We start from the raw sequence: 21,620 nt of genomic DNA, 5'->3' as shown, positions 1-21,620 counted from the left end.
CTTACAGTGTGGCCGTGGCGAGCTTCGCGCCAAAGCCGATGAACATGGCGCCCACGCCGCCGCCCATGCCGGCCGAGAGGCGACGACGGCGGCGGAAGGTCTCGGCCAGGCGCGCGCCGACAAAGATGATGGCCGTCAAGTAGGTAAAGCTGATCACCTGGCAGATCAGGCCCAGGCCGATGAAGGACAGCACGGGGTTCGGGAAGGCCGGATCGACGAACTGGATGAAGAAGGAGATGAAGAACAGGATCGCCTTCGGGTTCATCAGGCTGATGATCAGCGCCTTGCGGAATGGATCGCTTTCCTTGACGGGGGCAGGGACGGCCGCCGCTTCACCGTCGGCTGGCGCAGGCGCGCGCAGCTTGCGCCAGCAGCCGATCAGCATTTGCAGGCCGATCCAGCCCAGGTAGGCCGCGCCGATGTATTTCACCACGTAGAACAGGGCCGGGCTGGCTTTCAGCAGCGAGGCCACGCCGCAGGCCGACAGCACCATCAATATCAGATCGCCGGCGAAGATGCCGAAGGCGCCCTGATAGGCAGGCCGCACGCCGCGCTGGGCGGCGACCGACAGCACATACATGGAATTGGGACCGGGCAGGATGACGATGAAGATCGTCCCCAATAAAAAGGTCCAGAAATCGGTGATGCCCAGGTTGGCGTGGAAAAGTGCGTTCATGATGGTTCTGTTTAATTGATTTGTGCGTGATGAAATTGCAGTGCCGCGAGGTTGGCATAGATGCCTTTCATTGCCACCAGCGACGCGTGCGTGCCCGTCTCGACGATCTTGCCGTCTTCCATGACGATGATGCGGTCGGCCCGCTGCACGGTCGCCAGTCGGTGCGCGATGATGACCGTGGTGCGGCCCACCATGGCCGCTTCCAGCGCCTTTTGCACCAGGCGTTCCGATTCCGCGTCCAGCGCGCTGGTCGCTTCGTCGAGCAGCAGCAGCGGCGGGTTTTTCAGCAGGGCGCGGGCGATGGCGATGCGCTGGCGCTGGCCGCCGGACAGGCGCACGCCCCGTTCGCCGAGGAAGGATTTGTAGCCGTTCGGCAGGCGTTCGATGAATTCGTGGGCGGCAGCCATCTTCGCGGCAGCGATGACTTCCTCGTCGCTGGCGCCGGCGCGGCCATAGCGGATGTTTTCCATGGCGTCGGCCGAGAAGATCACCGTATCTTGCGGCACGATGCCGATGGCGTCGCGCAAGGTGTGCAGGTCGAGCTGTTTGATGTCCACGCCATCGAGGCGGATGCTGCCGCTTTGCGGGTCATAAAAACGCAGGAAAAGCTGGAACAGGGTGGTCTTGCCGGCGCCCGACGGACCCACGACGGCCACCGTTTCGCCGGCGCGGATGTCGAGGCTGACGTGGTCCAGCGCGTGGGTGTCCGGACGCGACGGGTACGAGAACATGACATCGTCCAGCGACAGGGCGGCGCCAGTCGCGGCGCGCGCGGGCAGCGGCAGCGGCGTGGCCGGCGATGCGATTTCCGATTTCACGGCCATCAGTTCCAGCAGGCGCTCGGTGGCGCCGGCGGCGCGCTGCGCTTCGCCCATCACTTCGGACAGGGCGCCGATGGCGCCGGCCACGATGGACGCGTACAGGATGAACTGGCCCAGGTCGCCGCCCGTCATCGAGCCTTCCAGCACGGCGCGCGCGCCCAGCCACAAGACAAACACGATGGTGCCGAAGACCAGCAGGATGGCGATCATGGTCAGCAAGGCACGGGCGCGGATGCGGCGCATGGCCGTCATGAAGGCGCCTTCCACGGAGTCGCCGAAGCGTTTCGATTCGATCTTCTCGTGCGTAAACGCTTGCACGGTGGGCATGGCGTTGAGGATTTCGCCGGCCATGGCCGACGCGTCGGCGATGCGGTCCTGCGAATCGCGCGACAGCTTGCGCACGCGGCGGCCAAACACGATGATGGGCACGACGACAAGGATCAAGAGGCCGATGATGATGCCCGCCAGCTTGGCGCTGGTGACGAACAGCATCACCAGGCCGCCCAGGAACAGCAGCACATTGCGCAGCGCCATGGAAATGCTGGTGCCGACCACGGCCTGGATCAGGGTCGTGTCGGTGGTGATGCGCGACAGGACTTCGCCCGTCTGCGTGGTTTCAAAGAATGCGGGGCTTTGCGTGACGACGTGGCGGTACACAGCGCTGCGGATGTCGGCCGTGACGCGCTCGCCCAGCCATGACACCGTATAGAAGCGCGCCGCCGTGGCCAGCGCCAGGATGGACGCCACGCCGAACAGGGCGAGGAACACCAGGTCGACGTGCTGGATGCTTTTTGATCCGGCCGCGCCGCCGAAGCCGAGGTCGATCATCTGCTTGAACGCGGCGGGAATGGCGAGGGTCGAGGCGGCGGCCACCACCAGCGCGATACCGGCCAGGAAGAACTGCTTGCGGTACGGCGTCAGAAAGGGCATCAAGCCCTTGAAGGCGGCCAGGCTGCCTTTTTTCAGTTCGCGGCTGGTGCCGGTGTCGGGAGTCGGTGCGGTGCTTGCGGCGGTTGCTGTACTCGTACTGCCTGTTTCTGTGCTGGTTGTCATTGTTTTTCGCTTAGTATTTACTGTATTTTGTACTGCTTATAACTTCATCGGCTGCACGTAGCCCGTCATTTCCAGGTAGGCGCGGCCCACCGGCTGGCCGCCGCGCTCCACCGTCACGGCGCCTTCCCAGTACACGGCCCCCGTCGAGCGGCGCGAATCGAGTTCCTGGTCTGCCTGCAGCGGCTTGATCTGCCAGCGCGTCGCACCCGTGCGGATCTCGGTGGCGACCGGGTATTCGGCTTGCGTGCGGGGCGACCGCCACAGCTGCGTGGGCGTGAAATCGACGTCGCCGGGCGCGAACTGCGTCATCTTACCGGACGCGTCGCGCCATGTCGCGTGTGCCCATAGTTTAGCACCTGTCTTGCTGCGTATCTGGAAGGCCATCAGGGCGCCGCCATCATCGAGGTTGGCGCCTATCCAGTTCCAGCCGCTGGCGTCCGCGTCAAGCACCTGGCTGGACCACTCGTGATCGAGCCAGGTGGTGCCCGTCACGGCTTCCGGCTTGCCGCCCGCGCGCGCGATCGTGCCACGGGTAGCCAGCTGCGGTTCGCTGTAGTAGTAGCTCGATTGCGCGGGCCGGGCGCCCTTGCGCGAGTAGCCGCCTTCTCCCTGCAGCAGCACGGGCTGGGTGGGGGCCAGGGTCAGCTGCAAGTTGAATTCGCGCGCCGCCAGGCTGACCCGGTAGCTGCCGTCCGCTTGCCGCTGCATGCGCCAGTCGTCGAGTTTCACGTCCGTGTCGCCCACCTTGGCGTAGGCCAGGCCGAAACCTTCGCGCGCGCTTTTCTCGTCGTGCAGCAGCTTGCCTACTTTCGGGTCGGACAGGGCCGCGTGGCCGATGATCAGCTGTTTCGGCGCAAATGCGCTGGGGTTGTCCGCATCGGTGGCCGTGGCGCTGCGAAAGAAGGTTACCTGGTAGCCCAGTTGTTCGCCGCCGCTGGTTTTTACCCAGCCCGTGGCGTACCACCATTCCGTCTTGTACGCGGGATGGGCGCCGAAGTCGTGCGGCATGCGCAGGGTCTGGCCGGCCGGCAGCGGCGTGACGGGGGCGAAGGCGGGCGGCGCGGCGGTGGCGGCGGCGCTGCAGAACGCGAGTAAAAGAGTCAAACGGCGCATTACCAGTCCTCCCTGACGGCGCGTATGGGTCCTGCGGACAGCGCCTGACGACCCGCGATCAGCGCCGTCGCGGCGGCTGCCGTCAGCAGGGCGCCGGCCACGGTGGCGATCAAGGGCCACGGCAGGTGCAGCTGCATGGTCCAGTGGAACGATTGCGGATTGACGATGAAGACCAGCACAAAGCTGATCAACAGGCCGAGGATGAAACCGGTGGCGATGCCCAGCGCCGTCAGCGCGCCGCCTTCCAGCGCCAGGATGGACAAGATTTGCCCGCGCGTCACGCCCACGTGGCGCAGCATGCCGAATTCGCGCGCGCGCGCCAGGGTCTGCGCGGAAAACGTGGCGGCCACGCCAAACAGGCCGATGACGATGGCGATGGCTTCCAATAAATACGTGACGGCGAAGCTGCGGTCGAAGATCTGCAGGCTCAGGGCGCGGATGGCCGAAGGATTCGACACTTCCAGGCTGGCGCCAAAGGGCAGGTTTTTCAGGCGCTGTTGCAGCGCGTCGCCCGTGGCGTCCTTGGCCAGCCACAGGGCCGCGTCGCTGACATCGAGGTCGCCCGTTAGCGCGCGGTAGTCGTCCAGCGGCATCTGGATGGCGCCGGAAGAGCGCGCATAGTCGCGCCAGATGCCGGCGATGAAGAACTTGTGCAAGCCGCCCGCCAGCGGCAGGGCTATGTGCTGGCCAGGTTTGACGTTATACAGGTCGGCCGCCGCCTCGGACAGCCACACGGGCCGGCTGCCTGCCGGCACGGGCAGTGTATCGCCCACCAGCACCATGCTCTTGCCCGGATCGGCCAGATTGACGGGACGCGCCAGCAGCGCCACATTCGGGCGGTCGGGCGCCAGCGACAGCGAGCGCACGCGCTGGAAGTCCACCCTGGCCACCTCGGGCAGGGCGGTGATGCTCGCCTGTTCGCGTGGATTCAAGCCTGCCGTCCCGCCGCTGGCGGCCGTGCGCGCATACACGTCGGCCGGCAAGATCTGCAGCAGCCAGTCGTCGACGGAAACGCGGAAACTCGACACCATGATGGCCATCGCCACCATCAGGCTAAAACTCGACAGCACGCCACCGAGGGCGATGCCGGCCTGGCCCGAGGCGTTCGCCAGGCGGGCCAGGGTCAGGCTGCGCACGGGCGCATGCAGGCTGGTCTCCGTGCGCAGCCAGGCGCGCTGCAGGAAGCGGAAGACGACGGCCGCCAGCTGCGGCATCAGGGCGATGGCGCCGATCAGCAGCAGCGCGATGGACAGATAGCCGAACAGGGGCAGCTCGAACACGGGCGGCAAGAACGTCAAGGCGCCGGCCAGCAGCAGGCAAGCCAGTGCGGGCCATGTTTTCGCCAGGCGCGTCGTCACGACTTCCTCGCTGCCCGATTTCAGGGCGATGGCGGGGGCGGCGCGCGCCGCTTCCAGCGCGGGTGCGGCGCAGCCCAGCAAGGCGACACCGAGACCCAGGGCGAAGTAGACGAAGGCGGCGACGGGCGTGAACTGCACCTGCGGCTGCACGCCCGCGAAATAGCCGGCGCCCAGGTCGCCGCCGAAGAAGCGCAGGGCCACGGCCGCCATGGCATAGCCGCCGGCGATGCCCAGCGCAGCACCGACGATACCGAGACTGGCGCCCTCCAGCAGCACCTGGCGCAGCAGCTGGCCCCGTTCCATGCCCAGCACGCGCAGCAGCGCGAACTGGCCGCGGCGGCGGATGACGGACAGGGCCTGCGTGGAAAACACGAGGAAGGCGCCCGTAAACAGGGCGACGAGGGCGAGCACCGTCAGGTTGACCCGGTAGGCGCGGCTGAGGTTATTGTTGCGGCTATTCTGGTTTTCGTCATTGGGCTGGCCTACCTGGAAACGCCCCGGGTATTGCGCTTCCAGCGCGCGGGAGAGAGCCGCCTGGAAAGCGTCGCGGTTCACGCCCTGGCGCAGTTTCAAATCGATGCGCGACAGCTTGCCAGTTTTTTCGAAGCGCCACTGCGCCGCGCCGATATCCATCACGGCGATGCGCTGGCCGGCGCGCGCCCGCTGCAGCGAACCGGCCACGCGCAGGGATACCGTGCCCGTGCCCGATTGCAGGGCGACCTGGCCGCCTTCGGCCACATTGAGCCAGCGCAGGGCGGCCGGCGATAAGAACAGGGCGTCGTCGGCCAGGGTGTCGAAGGGCTGGCCTTCGGCCGGCGCGCCGATCAGGTCGGGCGAGATGAAGCCGGCGCGGAAGACGTCGAGCGCCAGGATGTGCAGCGGGCCGGCATCCTTCTTGCCGGCCACCGTGGCCTGCAGTTCCAGCACGGGCGAAGCGACAGCCACGCCGTCGCGCTGCGCCAGCCATGGGTAGATGGCTTCGTCGAACAGCGCTTCGCGCCCGGCCACCTGCACGTCGGCCTGGCCGGACAGGCTTTTGACGGCCGTGGAAAATTCATTGAAGGCGGCCGCGTTGATCAGGTGGATGGCAAAGCCCAGCGACACACCGATGGCGATGGCGAGGATGGCGACGAGGGCGCGTACGGGATGCGCGCGCCATTCGCCCAGCAGCAGCCAGCGCGACAGCAGGCGCGTCGTCGCCGGGCTGGCCAGCGGCGCAATCAATTCAGGCATTCGACGGCCAGGCGTTCGCCGGCGCGCCGTGCTTTCAATTGCGCCGCATCGCGGTTCTTGTTAGCGGCGCCGACGGCGTCCTGCGCCGCCCATTTCTGCTCCAGCCGCAGCTGGGCGCAATGCTTCTCGTGCATGTCCTTCTGTTTGGCGGCCCGTTCACGGGCCTGGTCTTCGAGCTTCTCGCGCTGCTTGCGCGCCGCTTCCATCTGGCTGGCCACCCGCTCCTGGCGCGTGGCCGCGCCCTTGTCGATGGCGGGCGGAGGCGAGGGGACTTCGAGGATCTGCAACTGGCCGGCCGTGCACGGCGTGGCGCTGTAGCTGGTCTGGCCATCCTGCACGCATTTGTAGACGTCCTGCGCGCTGGCGGAACCGGCCAGCAAGGCTATCAGCAGGATGCGCGACGGCTTCACAATATCTTCCCGGGGTTCATGATGTTCTGCGGGTCCAGCGCCTGTTTGACAGCGCGCATCAGCTGCAGTTCCAGCGGCGACTTGTAGCGGGCCAGGTCGTCCTTTTTCAGGGCGCCGATGCCGTGTTCGGCCGAAATCGAGCCGCCAAAGCCGTGGACCTGGTCGTGCACGATGCGGTTGATGGCATCCTGGTTGGCGAGGAAATCCTGGTCCGTCATGCCGGCTGGCGGCGCCACGTTGTAATGCAGGTTGCCGTCGCCCAGGTGGCCGAAGCACACGAGCTGGCAGCCGGGGAAGGCCGATTCAAGGGCCGTATCCGTGACGGCGATGAAATCGGCGATGCAGGAAATGGGCAGCGAGATATCGTGCTTGATGTTCTTGCCCGCCTGCGCCTGGGCCAGCGGGATGTGTTCGCGCAGCTGCCACAGTCCCTCGGACTGCGCCACGGAACTGGCGACGACGGCATCTTCGATCAACTCGTCTTCCAGGGCCGCGCCGATGCTCGCTTCCAGCAATTCCACGGCGTGCGCCTCGGACTGGCTGCTGGACAATTCGAGCAGCACATACTGGCCGTGCGCGTCGGCGAATGGGCGCGGCAGCTGCGGGAACTGCTCCGCCACCAGCTGCAAACAGTACTGCGACATCAATTCAAAACCCGTCAGGCTGGCGCCGCAATGGTCCTGCATCAGCGAGAGCAGGCGCAGCGCATGGGCGGGCGAGGGCATGGCGGCCAGCGCCGTGATGCAGGCTTTCGGCTGCGGATACAACTTCATGACCGCGCCGGTGATCACGCCCAAAGTACCCTCGGCGCCGATGTACAGGTCGCGCAAATCATAGCCGGTATTGTCCTTGCGCAAACCGCGCAAGCCGCTCCAGATCTCGCCTTGCGGCGTGACCACTTCCAGGCCCAGGCACAGCTCGCGCGTGTTGCCGTAGCGCAGCACGGCCGTGCCGCCCGCATTCGTCGCCAGATTCCCGCCGATGGTGCAACTGCCCTCGGCCGCCAGCGACAGGGGGAACAGGCAGCCGGCGGCGCTGGCCGCTTCCTGGATGGTTTGCAAAATGCAGCCCGCGTCGACCGTGATGGTGCGGTTGACGGGATCGAGCGCGCGGATGCCGTTCAGGCGCGCCAGCGACAGCACGACGGCCGTGCCGGCCGCATCGGGTATGCTGCCCAGTACCAGGCCCGTGTTGCCGCCTTGCGGCACGACGGGAACCTGCCATTGCGCGCAGGCGCGCAGCACGCCGGCCACTTGCGCCACCGTGGCGGGGCGCAGCACGGCCAGGGCCTTGCCGGTAAACCTGTCGCGCCAGTCGGTGAGGAAGGGTGCCGTGTCGGCGTCCTGGGTGAGGACGTAGGTGTCGCCCAGCAGGTCGCGGCAGGCGGCGAGGAAGTCGGCTTGGTCAGTCACAGGCTTGTCGCTCATTTCTTGATGCTCACTTTATTCACTTTTTCCAGCAGTTCCCTGGCCATGCGCTTGGCCGCCTTTTTATACGGGCGCAGATACAGCACGGCGCAGGCAAAATAGATGCAGACGATGGCCGCCTCGCCCCAGGCCATCAAGGCCGAGGTGGCGTTCGTGTCGCTGTAGCCGCGCACCACGCCTTCCGTGAAGTACAGCAGGATCACCATCGACGACCATTGCAGTGTGTAGACGTCGCGCTTGATGACGCCGTACAGGGGAATGAGCAGGGGCGCCGCCTTCAGGACGACCCAGGAACCGCCCGGCTGCAGCGGCGCGATCACGGTTTCCCACAGCACGCACCAGACGATCAGGGTGACGAGGCTGGCGATGGCGCCCCAGTGGAAATACTTGTGCAGTACGCCGTGCATCATGCGCCTGCCAGTTTCGCGGCATTTTCCGCCAGGCGCCGGCCCAGGGCGATGGCCAGGCGTTTTTCATCTTCGCTCAAGGCCTTGTCGCCGTCTATGCCCGACCAATGCGTGGCGCCGTAGGGCGAGCCGCCGGTGGACGTCGTCATCAGCTCGGGATGCGTGTAGGGCAAGCCCATGACCAGCATGCCATGGTGGAAGAGGGGGATCATCATCGACAGCAGGGTCGATTCCTGGCCGCCGTGCAGGCTGCCCGTGGACGTGAACACGCAGGCGGGCTTGCCGGACAGGCTGCCGGCCAGCCAGTCGCTGGCCGTGCCATCCCAGAAATACTTCATGGCGGCGGCCATGTTGCCGAAGCGCGTGGGCGACCCCAGGGCCAGGCCCGCGCATTCCTGCAAGTCTTCCAGTTCCACATAAGGAGCGCCATCAGGCGGCACTTCCGGCGCCGTCGCTTCGGCCACCGTGGAGACGGCGGGCACGGTGCGCAGGCGCGCATCGCAGCCAGGCACGCTTTCCACTCCCTGGGCTATCAGCTCGGCCAGCTGGCGCGTGGCGCCATGGCGTGAATAAAACAATACGAGAATAATCAGATTGGTTGGCTTCATCATTGGTATTATAGGGCGCTTTACAGCCTGATACGACTGCTGTCATGGCGCCGTTCTGATTTAGCACATGTTTTCAAAATATATATTCCCCATCTTCCAATACCTGTGGCGCACCTTGAGCATGGGGCTCGCCGTCGTGCGCGGCCTGACGTGGTCCGAAACGCGCGACCTGCTGCAGTTCGCGCGCCGCCGCGTGCGCGAAGAAAGCCTGCCGCAAGTGGCCGGCAGCCTGACGTTTGCCACCGTGTTCGCGCTGGTGCCGCTGCTCACCCTGGCCCTGGCGATCTTCACCACTTTCCCCCTGTTCAATACCTTCCGCCACGCGCTGGAAGATTATTTCGTGCAAAGCGTAATGCCCAAGGGCATATCGAATACCATCCTCGGCTACCTGACAACGTTCGCCTCGAAGGCCACGCGCCTGTCGGCCATCGGCGCCGGTGCCCTGATCGTCACGTCGGTGGGCATGATGGGCTTGATCGAGCGCGTCTTCAACCGCATCTGGCGCGTGCGCCAGGAGCGCCGCTGGACCAAGCGCCTGCTGGTCTACTGGGCCATCGTCACCCTGGGGCCTTTGCTGGTCGGCGTGTCGCTGACGGTGACCTCGCGCGTCTTCATCGCCACCAGCGGCGTGGTGGGCGCCGTGCCGTTCCTCGGCACCGTGTTCTATACCCTGGTGTCGATCGGCCTGACCATGCTGGCGTTTACCCTGCTCTATATCGCCGTGCCGAACCGCGACGTGGACTGGCGCGACGCGGCCTGGGGCGGCTTGCTGGCCGCGCTGGCATTCGAGGTGGCCAAGCGGGGCTTCGGCGAATTCATCCAGGAATTCCCCACCTATTCGCGCATCTACGGCGCACTGGCCGCCTTGCCGCTGTTCCTCGTGTGGATATACCTGAGCTGGATGATCACCCTCGTGGGTGCCTTGCTGGTGGCTGCCTTGCCCGTCGTGAAATATGAACGCTGGTGGTACGAAGCGGTGCCGGGCAGCGAATTCGTCGATGCTGTCGCCATTTTGAAAGTGCTGCATCAGGCTTGCCACTGCGCCGATTCGGCCCTGGTGGGCGCGGCCGAGATCCGCCGCAGCACGCGCCTGGGTTTCGAAGAGATGGAAACCCTGCTCGACAAGATGGTGCAGCAGGGCTGGGTAGGGCGGGTGAACGTGGATGGCGCCGTGCGGGTGCAGTGGGGCAAGCGCGTGGCCGACAGTTCCGACCACTGGGTCCTGCTGGGCAACGTCAACCGCATCAGCCTGGCCGATGTCTACCGGCTGTTCGTCTTCGGCGGCATGCGCGTGAACTCCGGCTATCCGGCCGGTTCCACCAATGAGCGCGACATCAAGGCGGCGGAAGAAGCGGCCGCCCTGGCGGCGCAGGTGGAAAACGCCGTGGAGCAGGGGCTGGGCCTGACCTTGGCGCAGCATTTCGGCGCCGTCAAATGCAACTGAGCGGTCTTAACTGAGCGGTCTTAGTACACCACGGGCCGCAAGGCCGCCTGCAGCGCCAGCTTGCTGAACGCGGCCGCATCCTGCTCCCGCACCACGCCCAGGTAATACGTGTCCTCGCCGCCTTGCACGTTCACCAGGCGCAGCTGATGCGGCGCCAGGTGGGCGGCGATGGCGGCCAGGCCTTCGGCCATGGCGTCGCCATCTTCCCGCTCCGTCCAGCGGAAGTCCCGCAGCGCGGGCAGTTCGATATGCTGGCCGATGCGCGGCACTTCGTCGACGGCTTTCCAGTCCAGGGTGGTGCCGTAGCTCAGCACATCGGCGGCCGTGGACCAGAGCAGGAAGAAGCACGCCGCTTCGGGCGTGTCGCCTTCGTATGCTTCTTCCGGGTCGTCCTCCGCCAGCTCTTCCAAAGTGATGTCCACGCAGCGTGCGGCCAGTTCCGCATCGCCCAGCAAGAGCAGGGCGGCCATGGCGCGCAACTGCTCGCGGTCGGCCTTTGCCAGGATCTGCGGCGGCGTAAAGCTGCGGCGCCTGACGGGCTCTTTCTTGCTCAGGCCCAGGGCCGCGCTCAGCTGGGCCGTGACGGCCGCCTTGAAGTTCTCCACGGTGTCGAACTGTTCCAGCAGCTGGCCCGTGAAATCCATGCTCCAGGCCATGCCATCCTTGACGACATATAAAAAATCGCTTTGCACGGCCACGCCGCGCAGATGGTGGGCCGGTGGATACAGGGGCGTGAAGACCTGTTTTCCATCCAGTGTCAGCATGCAGGCCAGCCCCTGCGCATCGATGGCGAAGATCAGGTTCTTGCGCAGCTTGGGCGGCGACGAGGTGGTGGCGCAGTCGATGGCTTCGTACTGGCAGGGCGCCAGCAGCTCGCCCTGGCTATTGACCAGGCCAAACAGGAAGCGCCCGGCGATGCGCTGGCTGACGACGGCGATTTTTTTCTTTGTGCCGAAATCCTGCACGGAGCTGTAGGCCGGCGGCACCACGACCTTGCCTGTCTTGTCGAGCACGCCGCAGACATTGTGCTTCTCGTCATCGTCTGTCTGGTCCGTCTGGCGTTCGATGTCGATCAAGCCGTCTTCGCGCAAGCATATGTTGTCCACCCTGTCGATGAGCAGCGCGCCATCTGGCAGGCGCAGCAGGCGGCTGGCGCCGTCCGCATCGATCTGTTGCAACAGATGGGGACTGATCACATACAGGGCGCCGGGGGCGGGCGGCAGCACCACCGTGCCGTTGAGGTCCAGCACGCCGTGCGCATCGGGGGCATCCGCCGTGGCAAAGGTGATCCAGCCATCGTCCGCGTAGTAAACGCCCAGGTCGACATAGCGCTGCGACAGCGGCACGATCCAGCGGCCATACGGCGTGACGAGGCCGGTGACGTCCGGTTCGCCGGCGGCGTTCACTTCATGGCATAGCACGTCTTCCTCCCATCCCACCACTTCCAGGCCTTGCAGGAAAGGCAGTTCGTCCGCGGCGAGTTCCTCGACATCGACCAGCTGCGCGACGGCCGTGGCCGACCAGTAGCCGGTGGCGGGCGATGCGGTGCCGGCGGCCAGCAGGGGCGCCAGCGCTTCCCGCTCGCCACGTTGCAGGGCAAGGTGCAGGGCTTGCGCCTCGGCGCGCAGGCCCTCGAGCCCGGCCGCGTACTCCGGCGTGCCGATATCGTGCGGGATCAGCTGCACGCAATCGAGGATCAGCCACGGCTGGCCGCCCGCCAGCAGGGTGCTGATGGCGCTGCGCGCAACGATGGCGGCCGCGTCGCGCGGCTTGTCCATCAGGGAGGACAAGGCTTGCCAGCTGGCTTGCGCCTGGACCATTGGCGCGGCCAGCACGCAGGAGCAGTCCTCGCCATCGCCGTAGATGGGCCAGGCGGTGGCTTGTGCGCCGGCGCCGACGAGCAGCTTGAACAGCATCGGTATGTCCAGCCGCCATTCGGCCAGGCCCGTGATGGCGTCGGCGTCGAAGCCGGCTTGGCCGGGCAAAAAGGCGGTGCTGAACAGGGCTGCGGTATTGATCATGTCTCTTCGTTAAAAATGTTGGCTGGTCAGGGCGCCGGCGGCATGACCCAGTGCGCCAGTGCGCCGCGATCGAGTCCCAGCTGCTTTGCCGCGGCGGCGGCCTCGAAGGCCCACAGGCCGTAATAGCCGCCCAGGCCCTGCGCGCGCAAATGGCCGTTGAACCAGTCCTCGCGCACCAGCGCGCCATGCCAGGTAGCCAGGTAATGCCGCAGGTGCTCGAGCTGCTGCGCGGGATCGTCCGCGTCCAGGCACTCGTACAGGGCCGAATAGGGCTCGGCGAAATACCATTCGTCGACGGCGGGACGCTGCGGATCGATGGCGGACAGCAGCGCTTCGTACACGCCATCTTCGCCATCGAAGGCCGTTTGCAGGGCAGTCAGGCGCGCTGCCAGGTCGTGGCGGCCGAACAGCAGGGTCGCGCCCAGCAGCTGCAGCGTGCGCGCATAGTCCGTCAATTGTTCGAAATCAAAGGCGGGCAAGGCGTCGTCATCGTAGGCCTCGGCCAGGGCCGCGCGCGCCGTTTCGCAGGCGGCAATGGCCGCTTCCAGCGCCGTTTCCACGTCAGGCAAAGGCAAGCCTGCCGTGTAGCGCAGCGAGAAGACCTGGTAAGCCGTGCTGGCGGCCGCGCACGCCCAGTAGGCCGCGTCGCCACCGTCGTTTTCCGCCTGCGCTTGCGCTCGGACATAGGCGGCCAGCAGGGCGTCGAGGTAAGCCAGGTTGCGGCTAAAGTCGAACGGGGAGGGCGGCAGCTGGCGCGGGGTGTGGGGCCAGGGCATGGACGACGCCGGGCAGGTGGCGGCGCAATCGCGCTGGATGGCCCAGTCGGCGAAGATTTGCTGCATATGCTGCGCCGTTTCGTCGTCGTGGATGATGGCGCCGACGCCCACCATGGTCGTGCCCAGCAGGGTGTAGCCAGGGAAGCGGCTGCTCTCGTAGGCGATGGTTGTCACGCTCTGGATGGTCCTGCCGTCGCTCAGGTCGCGCACGCGGAAGTACACGTCGTCCCAGCCGGCCAGCGGTGGCGTTGGCGGTTCATCCGGCAGGGTGCTCCAGTTGCCGTCCGCCTCTTCTTCATAGGCGTCGAGCAGCTCGTCGAGGCCACCGGGGCGGTCGATGCGGTTGTTGGCGTCGTATTGCAGGCCCAGTTCGGCCGCGAAGGCTGCCGCGTGGCGGCCCTCGAAGACCAGGTACTGGGAGCTCGTGGTGCCGACCAGCAGATCCGTGTGCTGGCCCGCCACGACGAGCGCCTGCGGCAGCCGGCACCATTGGTAATACGGAATGCCGGCCATGGGGCCGCCTTCGTCCGCCAGCGGGTTGGTGAAGCGCAGCTGTTCCAGCCATTTATAGCGTTCGTAGCGTTCATCTTCCGTGCCGCTGCCGCGGCCAGTCAATTCGTCAAACAGGGTATTCAGCAACATCGTCCATCTATCCTAAAAAAACATGCGCTCACGCTGCCTGCGCAAACGCAAACAGCGCGTCGAGCACGGCGTCGGGCTGCTCGGCCATCAATTCGTGCCCGCTGTCGACCTGCACCACCGTGCCATGCGCGATTGCCGCTGTCAGCAGCCGGGTCGATTTGGGCGGCGTCATCATGTCGCGCGCGCCGAAAATGAATAAAGTCGGGCAGTGTACCGAAGCGGCGGCGATTTCGCCGTTCGCATAGGCATTGCAGGCAAAAAAATCCGTGTGAAACACGTGATCGGGATTGAGGGCGGCGATGCGCTGTTTCAAGCGCCGCGCGCCGCCCATGGCATAGAAGCCGGGGCCGGGAAACGACGGCTTTTGCGCGATCGACGAATGCGACCAGATATTGACCATGTCGATGGCCGCCTGTTCATCGCTCAATGACGTTTCCAGCAGCGCCGGCGACACCTTCATCGGGTAGGTAGAGCCCAGCATGGCCAGGTGGCTGACCCGCTCCGGCGCCAGGTGCGCCGCTTCCAGCGCGATCAATGAACCCATGCTGTGCCCGATCAGCATGGCCTTGGCCGCGCCGACCGCATCCAGCACGGCCAGTACCCAGCGCGCCAGGTCGGCGACATTCTCCTTGGCCTTACCCAGGCTGCGCCCATGGCCGGGCAAGTCGACGGCCAGCACGTTCCAGCCGTGGTGGGCAAAATAGCGCGTTTGCAGGGCCCACACGGAATGGTCGTTCTGCGCGCCGTGGATGAAGACGGCCGTCGGCTGGCCCGGGTTGTATGGTTTGCCGCCCGTGTAGCAGTAGGCGACGGTATTGTCGATGGTGAACAGCATCTCAGGCGCCTTTCTGCGACAGTTTCAGGCCACGGGCCAGGTCTTCGATCAAATCATCGGCGTCTTCCAGGCCTACCGATAAACGCATGGTGCCCTGTGTGATGCCGGCCTGTTCCAGTTGATCGTCGGGCACGCGGAAATGCGTGGTGGAGGCGGGGTGGATGACGAGCGACTTGGCGTCGCCCACATTGGCCAGGTGCGAGAAGATCTTCAGGCTGTCGACAAAGCGCTGGCCCGCCGCGCGGTCGCCGCGCAGGCGGAAGGTGAACACGCCGCCCGCGCCTTTCGGCAGCAGGGTTTTCGCCAGTTCGTAGTCGGGATGCGACGGCAGTTCGGGATAGGACACGGATTCCACGGCCGGATTGGACAGCAGGAAGTCAATCACCTTGCGCGTGTTGGCCACGTGGCGGTCCATGCGCAAGCCCAGGGTTTCGATGCCCTGCAGGATGGCGAAGGCGTTGTGCGGGCTCATGACGGCGCCGAAATCGCGCAAGCCTTCGCGCCGCGCGCGCAGGGCAAACGGCGCCACCGTCGATTCCTCGGCAAAGACCATGCCGTGGAAGCCTTCATACGGTTCGCACAGTTCGGCGAAACGGCCCGTCCTGTCGTACGCCGCCTGCCAGTCGAAGGTGCCGCCATCGACGAGCAGGCCGCCGATGGCCGTGCCGTGGCCGCATAAAAACTTGGTGGCCGAGTGGAACACCAGGTCGGCGCCATGCTCGAAGGGGCGCAGCAAATACGGCGTGGTAAACGTCGAATCGAGCATCAGCGGCAACTGGTGTTCGTGCGCCAGGGCGGCGATGCTCGGGATGTCCAGCACGTCGAGGCCGGGATTGCCCAGGGTTTCCGCAAACAGCACTTTTGTATCTGGGCGGATGGCGGCGCGCCAGGCGTCCACGTCGCGCGGATCGACAAAGGTGGTGGTTATGCCGAAGCGTTTCAGGGTATAGGCCAGCAGGTTGTGCGATCCGCCGTACAGGGCGCGCGAAGCGACGATGTGCGATCCCGCGCCCGCGATGGTGGACAGCCCCAGATGCATGGCGGCCTGGCCGCTGGCCGTGGCGATGCCGGCCACGCCCCCTTCGAGGGCGGCGATGCGCTCTTCCAGTACGGCGTTGGTGGGATTCGAGATGCGCGAATACACGTGGCCGGCCCGCTCCATATTGAACAGCGAGGCCGCATGCTCCGAGCTCTTGAAGGCAAACGAGGACGTGAAATGGATGGGCGTGGCGCGCGCGCCCGTGGCCGGGTCGGGCGCGGCGCCCGCGTGCAGGGATAAAGTATCGAAACCGGGGTATTTCGGGCCGCTCATGGTGTCTCCGCCAAGTTTTATAGTGGCAAGATCGTAACCTGATTTGCAGCCGAGCAAAAGGGCTCCTGTGCAGGGCGCATGGCGCCGTGCTGGCGGGCTGCGCGTGTAACCTGAAGTGTAAAAAAAGTGACCGGCGCGGCACGGCGGTGGTAGGATACCGGATCAGCGATATTCGGGCTGTTTTACCTGCGCGCGTGCGCCGCGCCGCGGGAGAGGCTGCTGCGTGCAAGCGAAATCCTGGGCTTCAGGCGAACTCTCATCGCATGTCCACCAGGAAAGATTTTATGCCCGCAATATCGTTCGACGGCTCCCTTGCCGTTCCCGGACCATTTATCGTCGACGGCCTGTGCCAGGCAGGCTGGCTCATGCAAGAGCATTTCATCTCCCCCGAACTGAGCCGCCAGCTGGCCGCCGAATGCGTGCAATCCATGCTCAGCGGCAAGATGAAGGGCGCCGGTGTGGGCAGCGGCCATGCGCCGCTGCTGCAGCCGGACATCCGCGGCGACCATATCGAATGGCTGGAAACGGGCCGCTCGGCCGCTTGCGACCGCTACCTGGAACAGATGGAAGCGCTGCGTTGCATGCTCAACCGTGAGCTGTTCCTGGGACTGGAAGAGTACGAAAGCCATTTTGCCCTGTACGCGCCGGGCGCCTTTTACCGGGCCCATCTGGACCGTTTCCGCGACGACGACAAGCGTACCGTGTCCGTCGTGCTGTACCTGAACGACGACTGGCTGCCCGAGCACGGCGGCGCGCTGCGCCTGCATCCGCAGGGCGGACCCGTGGTGGACGTCTTGCCGCAAGCGGGCCGCATGGCGATGTTCATGTCGGGCGAGATGCTGCACGAAGTATTGCCGACGGCGCGCGAGCGCCTGTCCATCGCCGGCTGGTTCCGCCGCAGAGCGTGAGAAAAACTACTGCGCGTCGCGGGGCACGGCCGGCGATGCTCACGGTACTCGCGTACCGCTGCGCTTCTCGGCCGCGCCGCGCATCCGCTCGCTACGTTTTTCTTGCCCGACAATCCCCCTCGATTTGATTGCGCGCAAGGCTGGATTTTTCCGCAGGCATAGGCTACAGTCGCAGTAAGGGCTAGAATAACTAAAATACCAATCACGCGGACAGGACGGCCAATATGAAAGTATCTGAAATTCTCCAAGTCAAGGGCAATATCCTCTACACGGTCACGCCTGACCAGCCCCTGCTTGACGCGGCCAATACCATGGCTGAAAAGGACATCGGTTCGCTGGTGGTCATGGAATTTGGCGACCTGGTCGGCATGCTGACCTTCCGCGAAGTGTTGAACGCGCTGCATGAAAACGCGGGCCAGATCGGCGGCGGCACCGTGCGCAAGCACATGGATGACCACCCGATCACCGTGACCCCCGATACGGAAGTCAACGAAGTGCGCCGCATCATGCTGGAAAAACATGCGCGCTACCTGCCCGTCATGAATGCCAAGACCTTGCTGGGCGTCATTTCCTTCTACGACGTGGCGCGCGCCGTGCTGGAAGCGCAAAGCTTTGAGAACCAGATGCTCAAGGCGTATATACGCGACTGGCCGGCTGAAACCACCGACTAAGTTTCGCCCATGCAGTAAAAATAACGCCGGCAACTGCCGGCGTTTTGCATTGGCTAGCCAAGGTGGCGCCTATGCGGCGCCCTGCAGCGCTTCGTTGTTCAGCCAGGTGCCCAGCGCCGTGGCCGTCATCGGGCGGGCGAACAAAAAGCCTTGCGCCATCGGGCAGCCCAGCGCCTGCAAAATCTGCGCTTGCCGCTCGTCTTCCACGCCTTCGGCGATCACGGCCAGGCCCAGGTTGCGGCCCAGCTGGATGACCATTTCGGCGATGCTGCTGCCGCGCGCCGATCCCGTGATCTCGGTGACGAAGGCACGGTCGATTTTGAGGCGGTCGACTTGCAGGCGCTGCAGATACGACAGCGAGGAAAAACCCGTGCCGAAGTCGTCGATGGCGATGCTCACGCCCGTCTGCTTGATCTGCCACAGCATCTTGATCAGCAGGTCCGGCTCTTCCATGGCCATCGATTCCGTGATTTCCAGCTCGATGAATTCGGGCGGCGCCTGCGTCTCTTCCAGCGCCGCGCGCAGCATTTCCAGGAACAGCGGGTGGCGGAACTGCACTTGCGACACGTTGACGGACATGACGAAATTGCGGTGGCCCTGCTCGCGCAGCAGCACCAGTTCACGGCAAGCCGTGCGCAGCACCCATTCGCCGAGGTCGATGATGATGCCCGAATACTCGGCAATCGGGATGAAACGGTCGGGCGAGATGAACTTGCCGTCCGGCGTCTGCCAGCGCAGCAGCGCTTCGGCGCCCACGGGGCGGCGCGTGGTCAGGTCGATCTGCGGTTGATACACGACAAACAGCTGGTCCTGGCTGAAGGCCGTGCGTAGCGCATGCATCATGCGCACCCGTTCGCGGATTTCGATGCCCATGCTGCGCGAGAAATAGAAGTGCCCGGCGCGTTGCTGGCTTTTCGCCCGTTTCAAGGCGATATCGGCATCCTTCAGCGCGTCGGCGCCCGTGCCCGCATGTTCGCCCAGCCGTACCAGGCCCAGGGTGGCTGACAGCTGCACGTCCTGGCCATCGATGCAGAACGGTGCCTGGAACAGGGCCAGGATCTTGCTTGGGTTGACTTGCGAAGAGTCGCCCAGCACGCAAAAGATGTCGCCGCCCAGGCGCGCCACCGTCAGGTGGGGCCCCAGCTGGGTTTGCAGGCGTCCGGCCACGGCCACCAGCAGCATGTCGCCGAACTGGTGTCCCAGCGCGTCGTTGGTCTCGGCAAAATGGTCGAGGTCGACCAGCGACAGGGTGGCGTCGTCGCGCGCGGGGCCGGCCAGGGTGGCGTCGAGGATCTCCACCAGGCGCGTGCGGTTGGGCAGCTTCGACAATTGATCGTAGAAGGCGGCATTGTGCAGGTGCGACACCAGCTCGACGTTGTCGAGGCCCACGGCGACGTTGCTGCAGAAGACTTCCAGCAGGCTTTCATCGATGGCCGAGAGGGGGCGCGGCAGCACCAGGTAGGCGGCCGCGTCGCGGCTGGCCTTGCCCGCGAAATACAGGGTGGCGTAGTCATGCGCGTACACATTGCGCCGCTGCGCCAGCGTGTGTTCGATGGCGGCCATCACGCGGGGATTTTGCAGGCCGCACAGGGCGCTGTGCGGCAAGCTGGAAAAGCTGCCCGTGCAGGCCGAGACGAGCAGTTCGCGGGAGCCGTTGTCCTGCAAGTCCTGCACGCACAGCACGCCGTCGGCGCGGATGCCCAGCAGATCGGCGATCTGCGCCAGCACGCCGGCCGAGAAATTCTGCACGCCGTGCAGCGCCATCAGCTGCGTGCTGGCGTGGACGATACGGTCCAGGCCGCGCCGGCTGCTGCTGATCGAACGGATCTGCTCGTACGAGCGGATGGCGGCCGTCACCGTGGTAAACAGCTTGATGCGCGTCAATTCGGACTTGGTCTTGTAGTCGTTGATGTCGAAATCGCGGATGGCGTCGATTTCCGGCGCGTAGCCGGGCTGGCCCGTGCGCAGGATGATGCGCACGTCCGTCATCTTGAGGGTTTCGCGGATATAGCGCACCAGGTGCAGGCCCGCGTCATCCTGTTCCATCACCACGTCGAGCAGGATGACGGCGATGTCGTCTTCATGCTTGAGCAGTTCGCGCGCCTGGCCGGCCGAATACGCATGCACGAATTCCAGCGGGCGGTGCTGCATTTCCAGGTTGCCCAGGGCGAAAGTGGTGGTGGAGTGGACGTCTTCATCGTCGTCGATGATCATCACCCGCCAGACGCTGCGCGGTGCGACGGCCAGCGGCGGCGCTGGTTGCTCATCGAGGAATACCAGGTCGTCGTGATCGTCCTTGTTGGCGTCAAGGGGGATGATCGGTGCGGGCATGTATAGCTTCTCCAAGATGACTCAGTACGGAATGTGAGCACATCAGAAATGCCCATGGCGTTGTTGCACTGCCTCGCCGTACTCGCGTACTGTCTTCGGCAGTGCGCCTAGCCCTGGGCATTTCTGAAGCGCTCTGGACGCATCGAAAAAACAGCACTCCATATAGCCGAGGCTTGAGTATTTTCTGATGATCGTTCATCCAAGTATATAGCTATTTAATAAGCAAAATGTTTTTTTAAGTCTATTCTGTGGGGCAATATTTCTTGTATTGCACGATTGCAACTCTTATTTGGTATTTTTTACATGAAAAAATACGCGGGATTTTAAAATGGCGAGACGGGCGGGGGAATATCGGGTCCTGGTGGGGCATTAGCGGCATGGCATGCCCCGCAGGCTGGTAGAATTGAGTTTTCCAGTCCTCACACTTCCTACTATGTCCGGCAATTCTTTTGGCAAGCTGTTTACTGTTACCACTTTCGGCGAATCGCATGGCCCGGCCATCGGCTGCGTGATCGATGGTTGTCCTCCGGGATTGATCCTGTCGGAAGCCGATATCCAGCCCGAGCTGGACCGCCGCAAGCCCGGCACGTCGCGCCATGTGACGCAGCGCCAGGAATCGGATACGGTGGAAATCCTCTCCGGCGTGTACCAGGGCGTCACGACGGGCACGCCGATTGCCCTGCTGATCCGCAATGAAGACCAGCGCAGCAAGGATTACGGCAATATCGCGGAAAGCTTCCGCCCCGGCCACGCCGACTACACCTACTGGCACAAGTATGGCTTGCGCGATCCGCGCGGCGGCGGACGCTCGTCGGCGCGCCTGACGGCGCCCGTCGTGGGCGCGGCGGCGATCGCCAAGAAATGGCTGCTGCAGCAATACGGCACCACCTTCAAGGGCTGCATGAGTCAGCTGGGCGACATTCCCGTGCCGTTCCAATCCTGGGAGCACGTGCATGCGAATCCGTTCTTTGCCGCCAGCGGCGACGCGGACCTGATCGCGCGCATGGAAGCGGCGATGGACCAGTTGCGCCGCGATGGCGATTCCATCGGCGCGCGCATCGACGTGATCGCGCAAAACGTGCCTGTTGGCCTGGGCCAGCCCATCTATGACAAGCTCGATGCCGACATCGCCTACGCCATGATGGGCATCAATGCCGTCAAGGGCGTGGAAATCGGCGCCGGTTTCGATTCGGTGGCGCAAAAGGGTTCCGAGCACGGCGACGAACTGACGCCGGAAGGCTTTATCGGCAATAACGCCGGCGGTGTACTGGGCGGCATTTCGACGGGGCAGGATATCAGCGTCTCGATCGCCATCAAGCCGACTTCGTCGATCCGCACGCCGCGCCGCTCGATCGATAAAGAAGGCAATCCCGTGATGGTGGAAACGTTCGGCCGCCACGACCCGTGCGTGGGCATCCGCGCCACGCCGATCGCCGAAGCCATGCTGGCGCTGGTCCTGATCGACCACGCCCTGATGCACCGCGCGCAATGCCGCGATGTGTCGGTTTCGACGCCGAAGTTGAAATAAGCTGAATGTTGTCGGATTACGGGCCTGCGGCCCTGATCCGACCTAC

Annotated in this window: 17 protein-coding genes; 4 read left to right on the top strand and 13 right to left on the bottom strand. The window is 64.9% G+C overall.

Annotated elements, in window-relative coordinates:
- Position 1 precedes the first annotated feature (1 nt).
- Genes leuE through wrbA form a run of 8 tightly spaced genes read right to left on the bottom strand, consistent with a single transcriptional unit; the run spans position 2 to position 9,106 of the window.
- Positions 2–676: a leucine efflux protein LeuE gene (leuE, locus tag BLT98_RS03465; protein WP_092605271.1), complete on the bottom strand. Its 675-nt coding sequence runs from the start codon at positions 674–676 to the stop codon at positions 2–4.
- A gap of 11 nt (positions 677–687) precedes the next feature.
- Positions 688–2,550 (bottom strand): ABC transporter transmembrane domain-containing protein, encoded by a 1,863-nt coding sequence (locus BLT98_RS03460; protein WP_092605269.1) that lies wholly within the window; start codon positions 2,548–2,550, stop codon positions 688–690.
- 36 nt (positions 2,551–2,586) lie between these two features.
- A complete protein-coding gene (locus tag BLT98_RS03455; RefSeq protein WP_092605267.1) occupies positions 2,587–3,663 on the bottom strand; it encodes a lipocalin-like domain-containing protein in 1,077 nt (358 codons plus the stop codon).
- The gene (locus BLT98_RS03450; RefSeq protein ID WP_092605265.1) at positions 3,663–6,254 is read right to left on the bottom strand and encodes an FtsX-like permease family protein; all 2,592 of its coding nucleotides are present in this window, start codon (positions 6,252–6,254) and stop codon (positions 3,663–3,665) included. The genes BLT98_RS03455 and BLT98_RS03450 overlap by 1 nt, the downstream gene beginning before the upstream one ends.
- Positions 6,242–6,664 carry a DUF4124 domain-containing protein gene (locus tag BLT98_RS29075; RefSeq protein ID WP_170846274.1) on the bottom strand — a complete coding sequence of 141 codons (423 nt, stop codon included), beginning with the start codon at positions 6,662–6,664 and terminating at the stop codon, positions 6,242–6,244. The genes BLT98_RS03450 and BLT98_RS29075 overlap by 13 nt, the downstream gene beginning before the upstream one ends.
- Complete coding sequence (locus BLT98_RS03440) at positions 6,661–8,091, bottom strand: FAD-binding oxidoreductase (protein ID WP_092605263.1); 1,431 nt, start codon at positions 8,089–8,091, stop codon at positions 6,661–6,663. The genes BLT98_RS29075 and BLT98_RS03440 overlap by 4 nt, the downstream gene beginning before the upstream one ends.
- A complete protein-coding gene (locus BLT98_RS03435) occupies positions 8,088–8,501 on the bottom strand; it encodes a DUF2069 domain-containing protein (protein WP_092605261.1) in 414 nt (137 codons plus the stop codon). The genes BLT98_RS03440 and BLT98_RS03435 overlap by 4 nt, the downstream gene beginning before the upstream one ends.
- A complete protein-coding gene (gene wrbA / locus BLT98_RS03430) occupies positions 8,498–9,106 on the bottom strand; it encodes an NAD(P)H:quinone oxidoreductase (RefSeq protein ID WP_070255883.1) in 609 nt (202 codons plus the stop codon). Before wrbA ends, BLT98_RS03435 begins: the two co-directional genes overlap by 4 nt.
- Positions 9,107–9,173: 67 nt before the next feature.
- On the opposite strand from wrbA, the gene BLT98_RS03425 reads away from it, so the two are divergent.
- Positions 9,174–10,550 (top strand): YihY family inner membrane protein, encoded by a 1,377-nt coding sequence (locus BLT98_RS03425; RefSeq protein ID WP_240317668.1) that lies wholly within the window; start codon positions 9,174–9,176, stop codon positions 10,548–10,550.
- 20 nt (positions 10,551–10,570) lie between these two features.
- On the opposite strand, the gene BLT98_RS03420 is transcribed toward BLT98_RS03425, so the two are convergent.
- Genes BLT98_RS03420 through BLT98_RS03405 form a run of 4 tightly spaced genes read right to left on the bottom strand, consistent with a single transcriptional unit; the run spans position 10,571 to position 16,136 of the window.
- Complete coding sequence (locus tag BLT98_RS03420) at positions 10,571–12,571, bottom strand: DUF6630 family protein (protein ID WP_092605259.1); 2,001 nt, start codon at positions 12,569–12,571, stop codon at positions 10,571–10,573.
- Positions 12,572–12,597: 26 nt separating this feature from the next.
- On the bottom strand, positions 12,598–13,989 hold the full coding sequence (locus BLT98_RS03415; protein WP_092605257.1) for a PoNe immunity protein domain-containing protein: 1,392 nt from the start codon (positions 13,987–13,989) through the stop codon (positions 12,598–12,600).
- Positions 13,990–14,017: 28 nt separating this feature from the next.
- Complete coding sequence (locus BLT98_RS03410) at positions 14,018–14,824, bottom strand: alpha/beta fold hydrolase (protein WP_092605255.1); 807 nt, start codon at positions 14,822–14,824, stop codon at positions 14,018–14,020.
- A 1-nt stretch (position 14,825) separates the two neighbouring features.
- Positions 14,826–16,136, bottom strand: a complete 1,311-nt coding sequence (locus BLT98_RS03405) for an O-acetylhomoserine aminocarboxypropyltransferase (protein WP_092605253.1) — start codon at positions 16,134–16,136, stop codon at positions 14,826–14,828.
- A gap of 284 nt (positions 16,137–16,420) precedes the next feature.
- On the opposite strand from BLT98_RS03405, the gene BLT98_RS03400 reads away from it, so the two are divergent.
- A complete protein-coding gene (locus BLT98_RS03400; RefSeq protein ID WP_092605251.1) occupies positions 16,421–17,044 on the top strand; it encodes a 2OG-Fe(II) oxygenase in 624 nt (207 codons plus the stop codon).
- Between the two features lie 224 nt (positions 17,045–17,268).
- Positions 17,269–17,715 carry a CBS domain-containing protein gene (locus BLT98_RS03395; RefSeq protein ID WP_010398828.1) on the top strand — a complete coding sequence of 149 codons (447 nt, stop codon included), beginning with the start codon at positions 17,269–17,271 and terminating at the stop codon, positions 17,713–17,715.
- A gap of 69 nt (positions 17,716–17,784) precedes the next feature.
- Here the strand turns inward: BLT98_RS03395 and BLT98_RS03390 are convergent, their stop codons facing one another.
- Positions 17,785–20,046 (bottom strand): putative bifunctional diguanylate cyclase/phosphodiesterase, encoded by a 2,262-nt coding sequence (locus BLT98_RS03390; protein WP_070255853.1) that lies wholly within the window; start codon positions 20,044–20,046, stop codon positions 17,785–17,787.
- A gap of 433 nt (positions 20,047–20,479) precedes the next feature.
- Between BLT98_RS03390 and aroC the strand changes: the two genes are divergently transcribed.
- Positions 20,480–21,574, top strand: coding sequence for a chorismate synthase (aroC, locus tag BLT98_RS03385; RefSeq protein WP_092605249.1), 1,095 nt, complete (start codon positions 20,480–20,482; stop codon positions 21,572–21,574).
- Positions 21,575–21,620: the final 46 nt, after the last annotated feature.

Source organism: Janthinobacterium sp. YR213 (genome assembly GCF_900099875.1).
Lineage (GTDB): Bacteria > Pseudomonadota > Gammaproteobacteria > Burkholderiales > Burkholderiaceae_D > Janthinobacterium > Janthinobacterium lividum.
The sequence above is the reverse complement of the archived record's forward strand: the minus strand, read 5'-3'. Positions and strand labels throughout refer to the sequence as shown.

Excerpts from the sequence above, each read along its gene's own strand:
- BLT98_RS03390 (WP_070255853.1), bottom strand. The coding sequence starts at position 20,046 with ATGCCCGCACCGATCATCCCCCTTGACGCCAACAAGGACGATCACGAC.
- leuE (WP_092605271.1), bottom strand. The coding sequence starts at position 676 with ATGAACGCACTTTTCCACGCCAACCTGGGCATCACCGATTTCTGGACC.
- BLT98_RS03415 (WP_092605257.1), bottom strand. The coding sequence starts at position 13,989 with ATGTTGCTGAATACCCTGTTTGACGAATTGACTGGCCGCGGCAGCGGC.
- BLT98_RS03395 (WP_010398828.1), top strand. The coding sequence starts at position 17,269 with ATGAAAGTATCTGAAATTCTCCAAGTCAAGGGCAATATCCTCTACACG.
- BLT98_RS03455 (WP_092605267.1), bottom strand. The coding sequence starts at position 3,663 with ATGCGCCGTTTGACTCTTTTACTCGCGTTCTGCAGCGCCGCCGCCACC.
- BLT98_RS03425 (WP_240317668.1), top strand. The coding sequence starts at position 9,174 with ATGTTTTCAAAATATATATTCCCCATCTTCCAATACCTGTGGCGCACC.
- wrbA (WP_070255883.1), bottom strand. The coding sequence starts at position 9,106 with ATGAAGCCAACCAATCTGATTATTCTCGTATTGTTTTATTCACGCCAT.
- BLT98_RS03450 (WP_092605265.1), bottom strand. The coding sequence starts at position 6,254 with ATGCCTGAATTGATTGCGCCGCTGGCCAGCCCGGCGACGACGCGCCTG.
- BLT98_RS03410 (WP_092605255.1), bottom strand. The coding sequence starts at position 14,824 with ATGCTGTTCACCATCGACAATACCGTCGCCTACTGCTACACGGGCGGC.
- BLT98_RS03405 (WP_092605253.1), bottom strand. The coding sequence starts at position 16,136 with ATGAGCGGCCCGAAATACCCCGGTTTCGATACTTTATCCCTGCACGCG.
- BLT98_RS03460 (WP_092605269.1), bottom strand. The coding sequence starts at position 2,550 with ATGACAACCAGCACAGAAACAGGCAGTACGAGTACAGCAACCGCCGCA.
- BLT98_RS03400 (WP_092605251.1), top strand. The coding sequence starts at position 16,421 with ATGCCCGCAATATCGTTCGACGGCTCCCTTGCCGTTCCCGGACCATTT.
- BLT98_RS03435 (WP_092605261.1), bottom strand. The coding sequence starts at position 8,501 with ATGATGCACGGCGTACTGCACAAGTATTTCCACTGGGGCGCCATCGCC.
- aroC (WP_092605249.1), top strand. The coding sequence starts at position 20,480 with ATGTCCGGCAATTCTTTTGGCAAGCTGTTTACTGTTACCACTTTCGGC.
- BLT98_RS03420 (WP_092605259.1), bottom strand. The coding sequence starts at position 12,571 with ATGATCAATACCGCAGCCCTGTTCAGCACCGCCTTTTTGCCCGGCCAA.
- BLT98_RS03440 (WP_092605263.1), bottom strand. The coding sequence starts at position 8,091 with ATGAGCGACAAGCCTGTGACTGACCAAGCCGACTTCCTCGCCGCCTGC.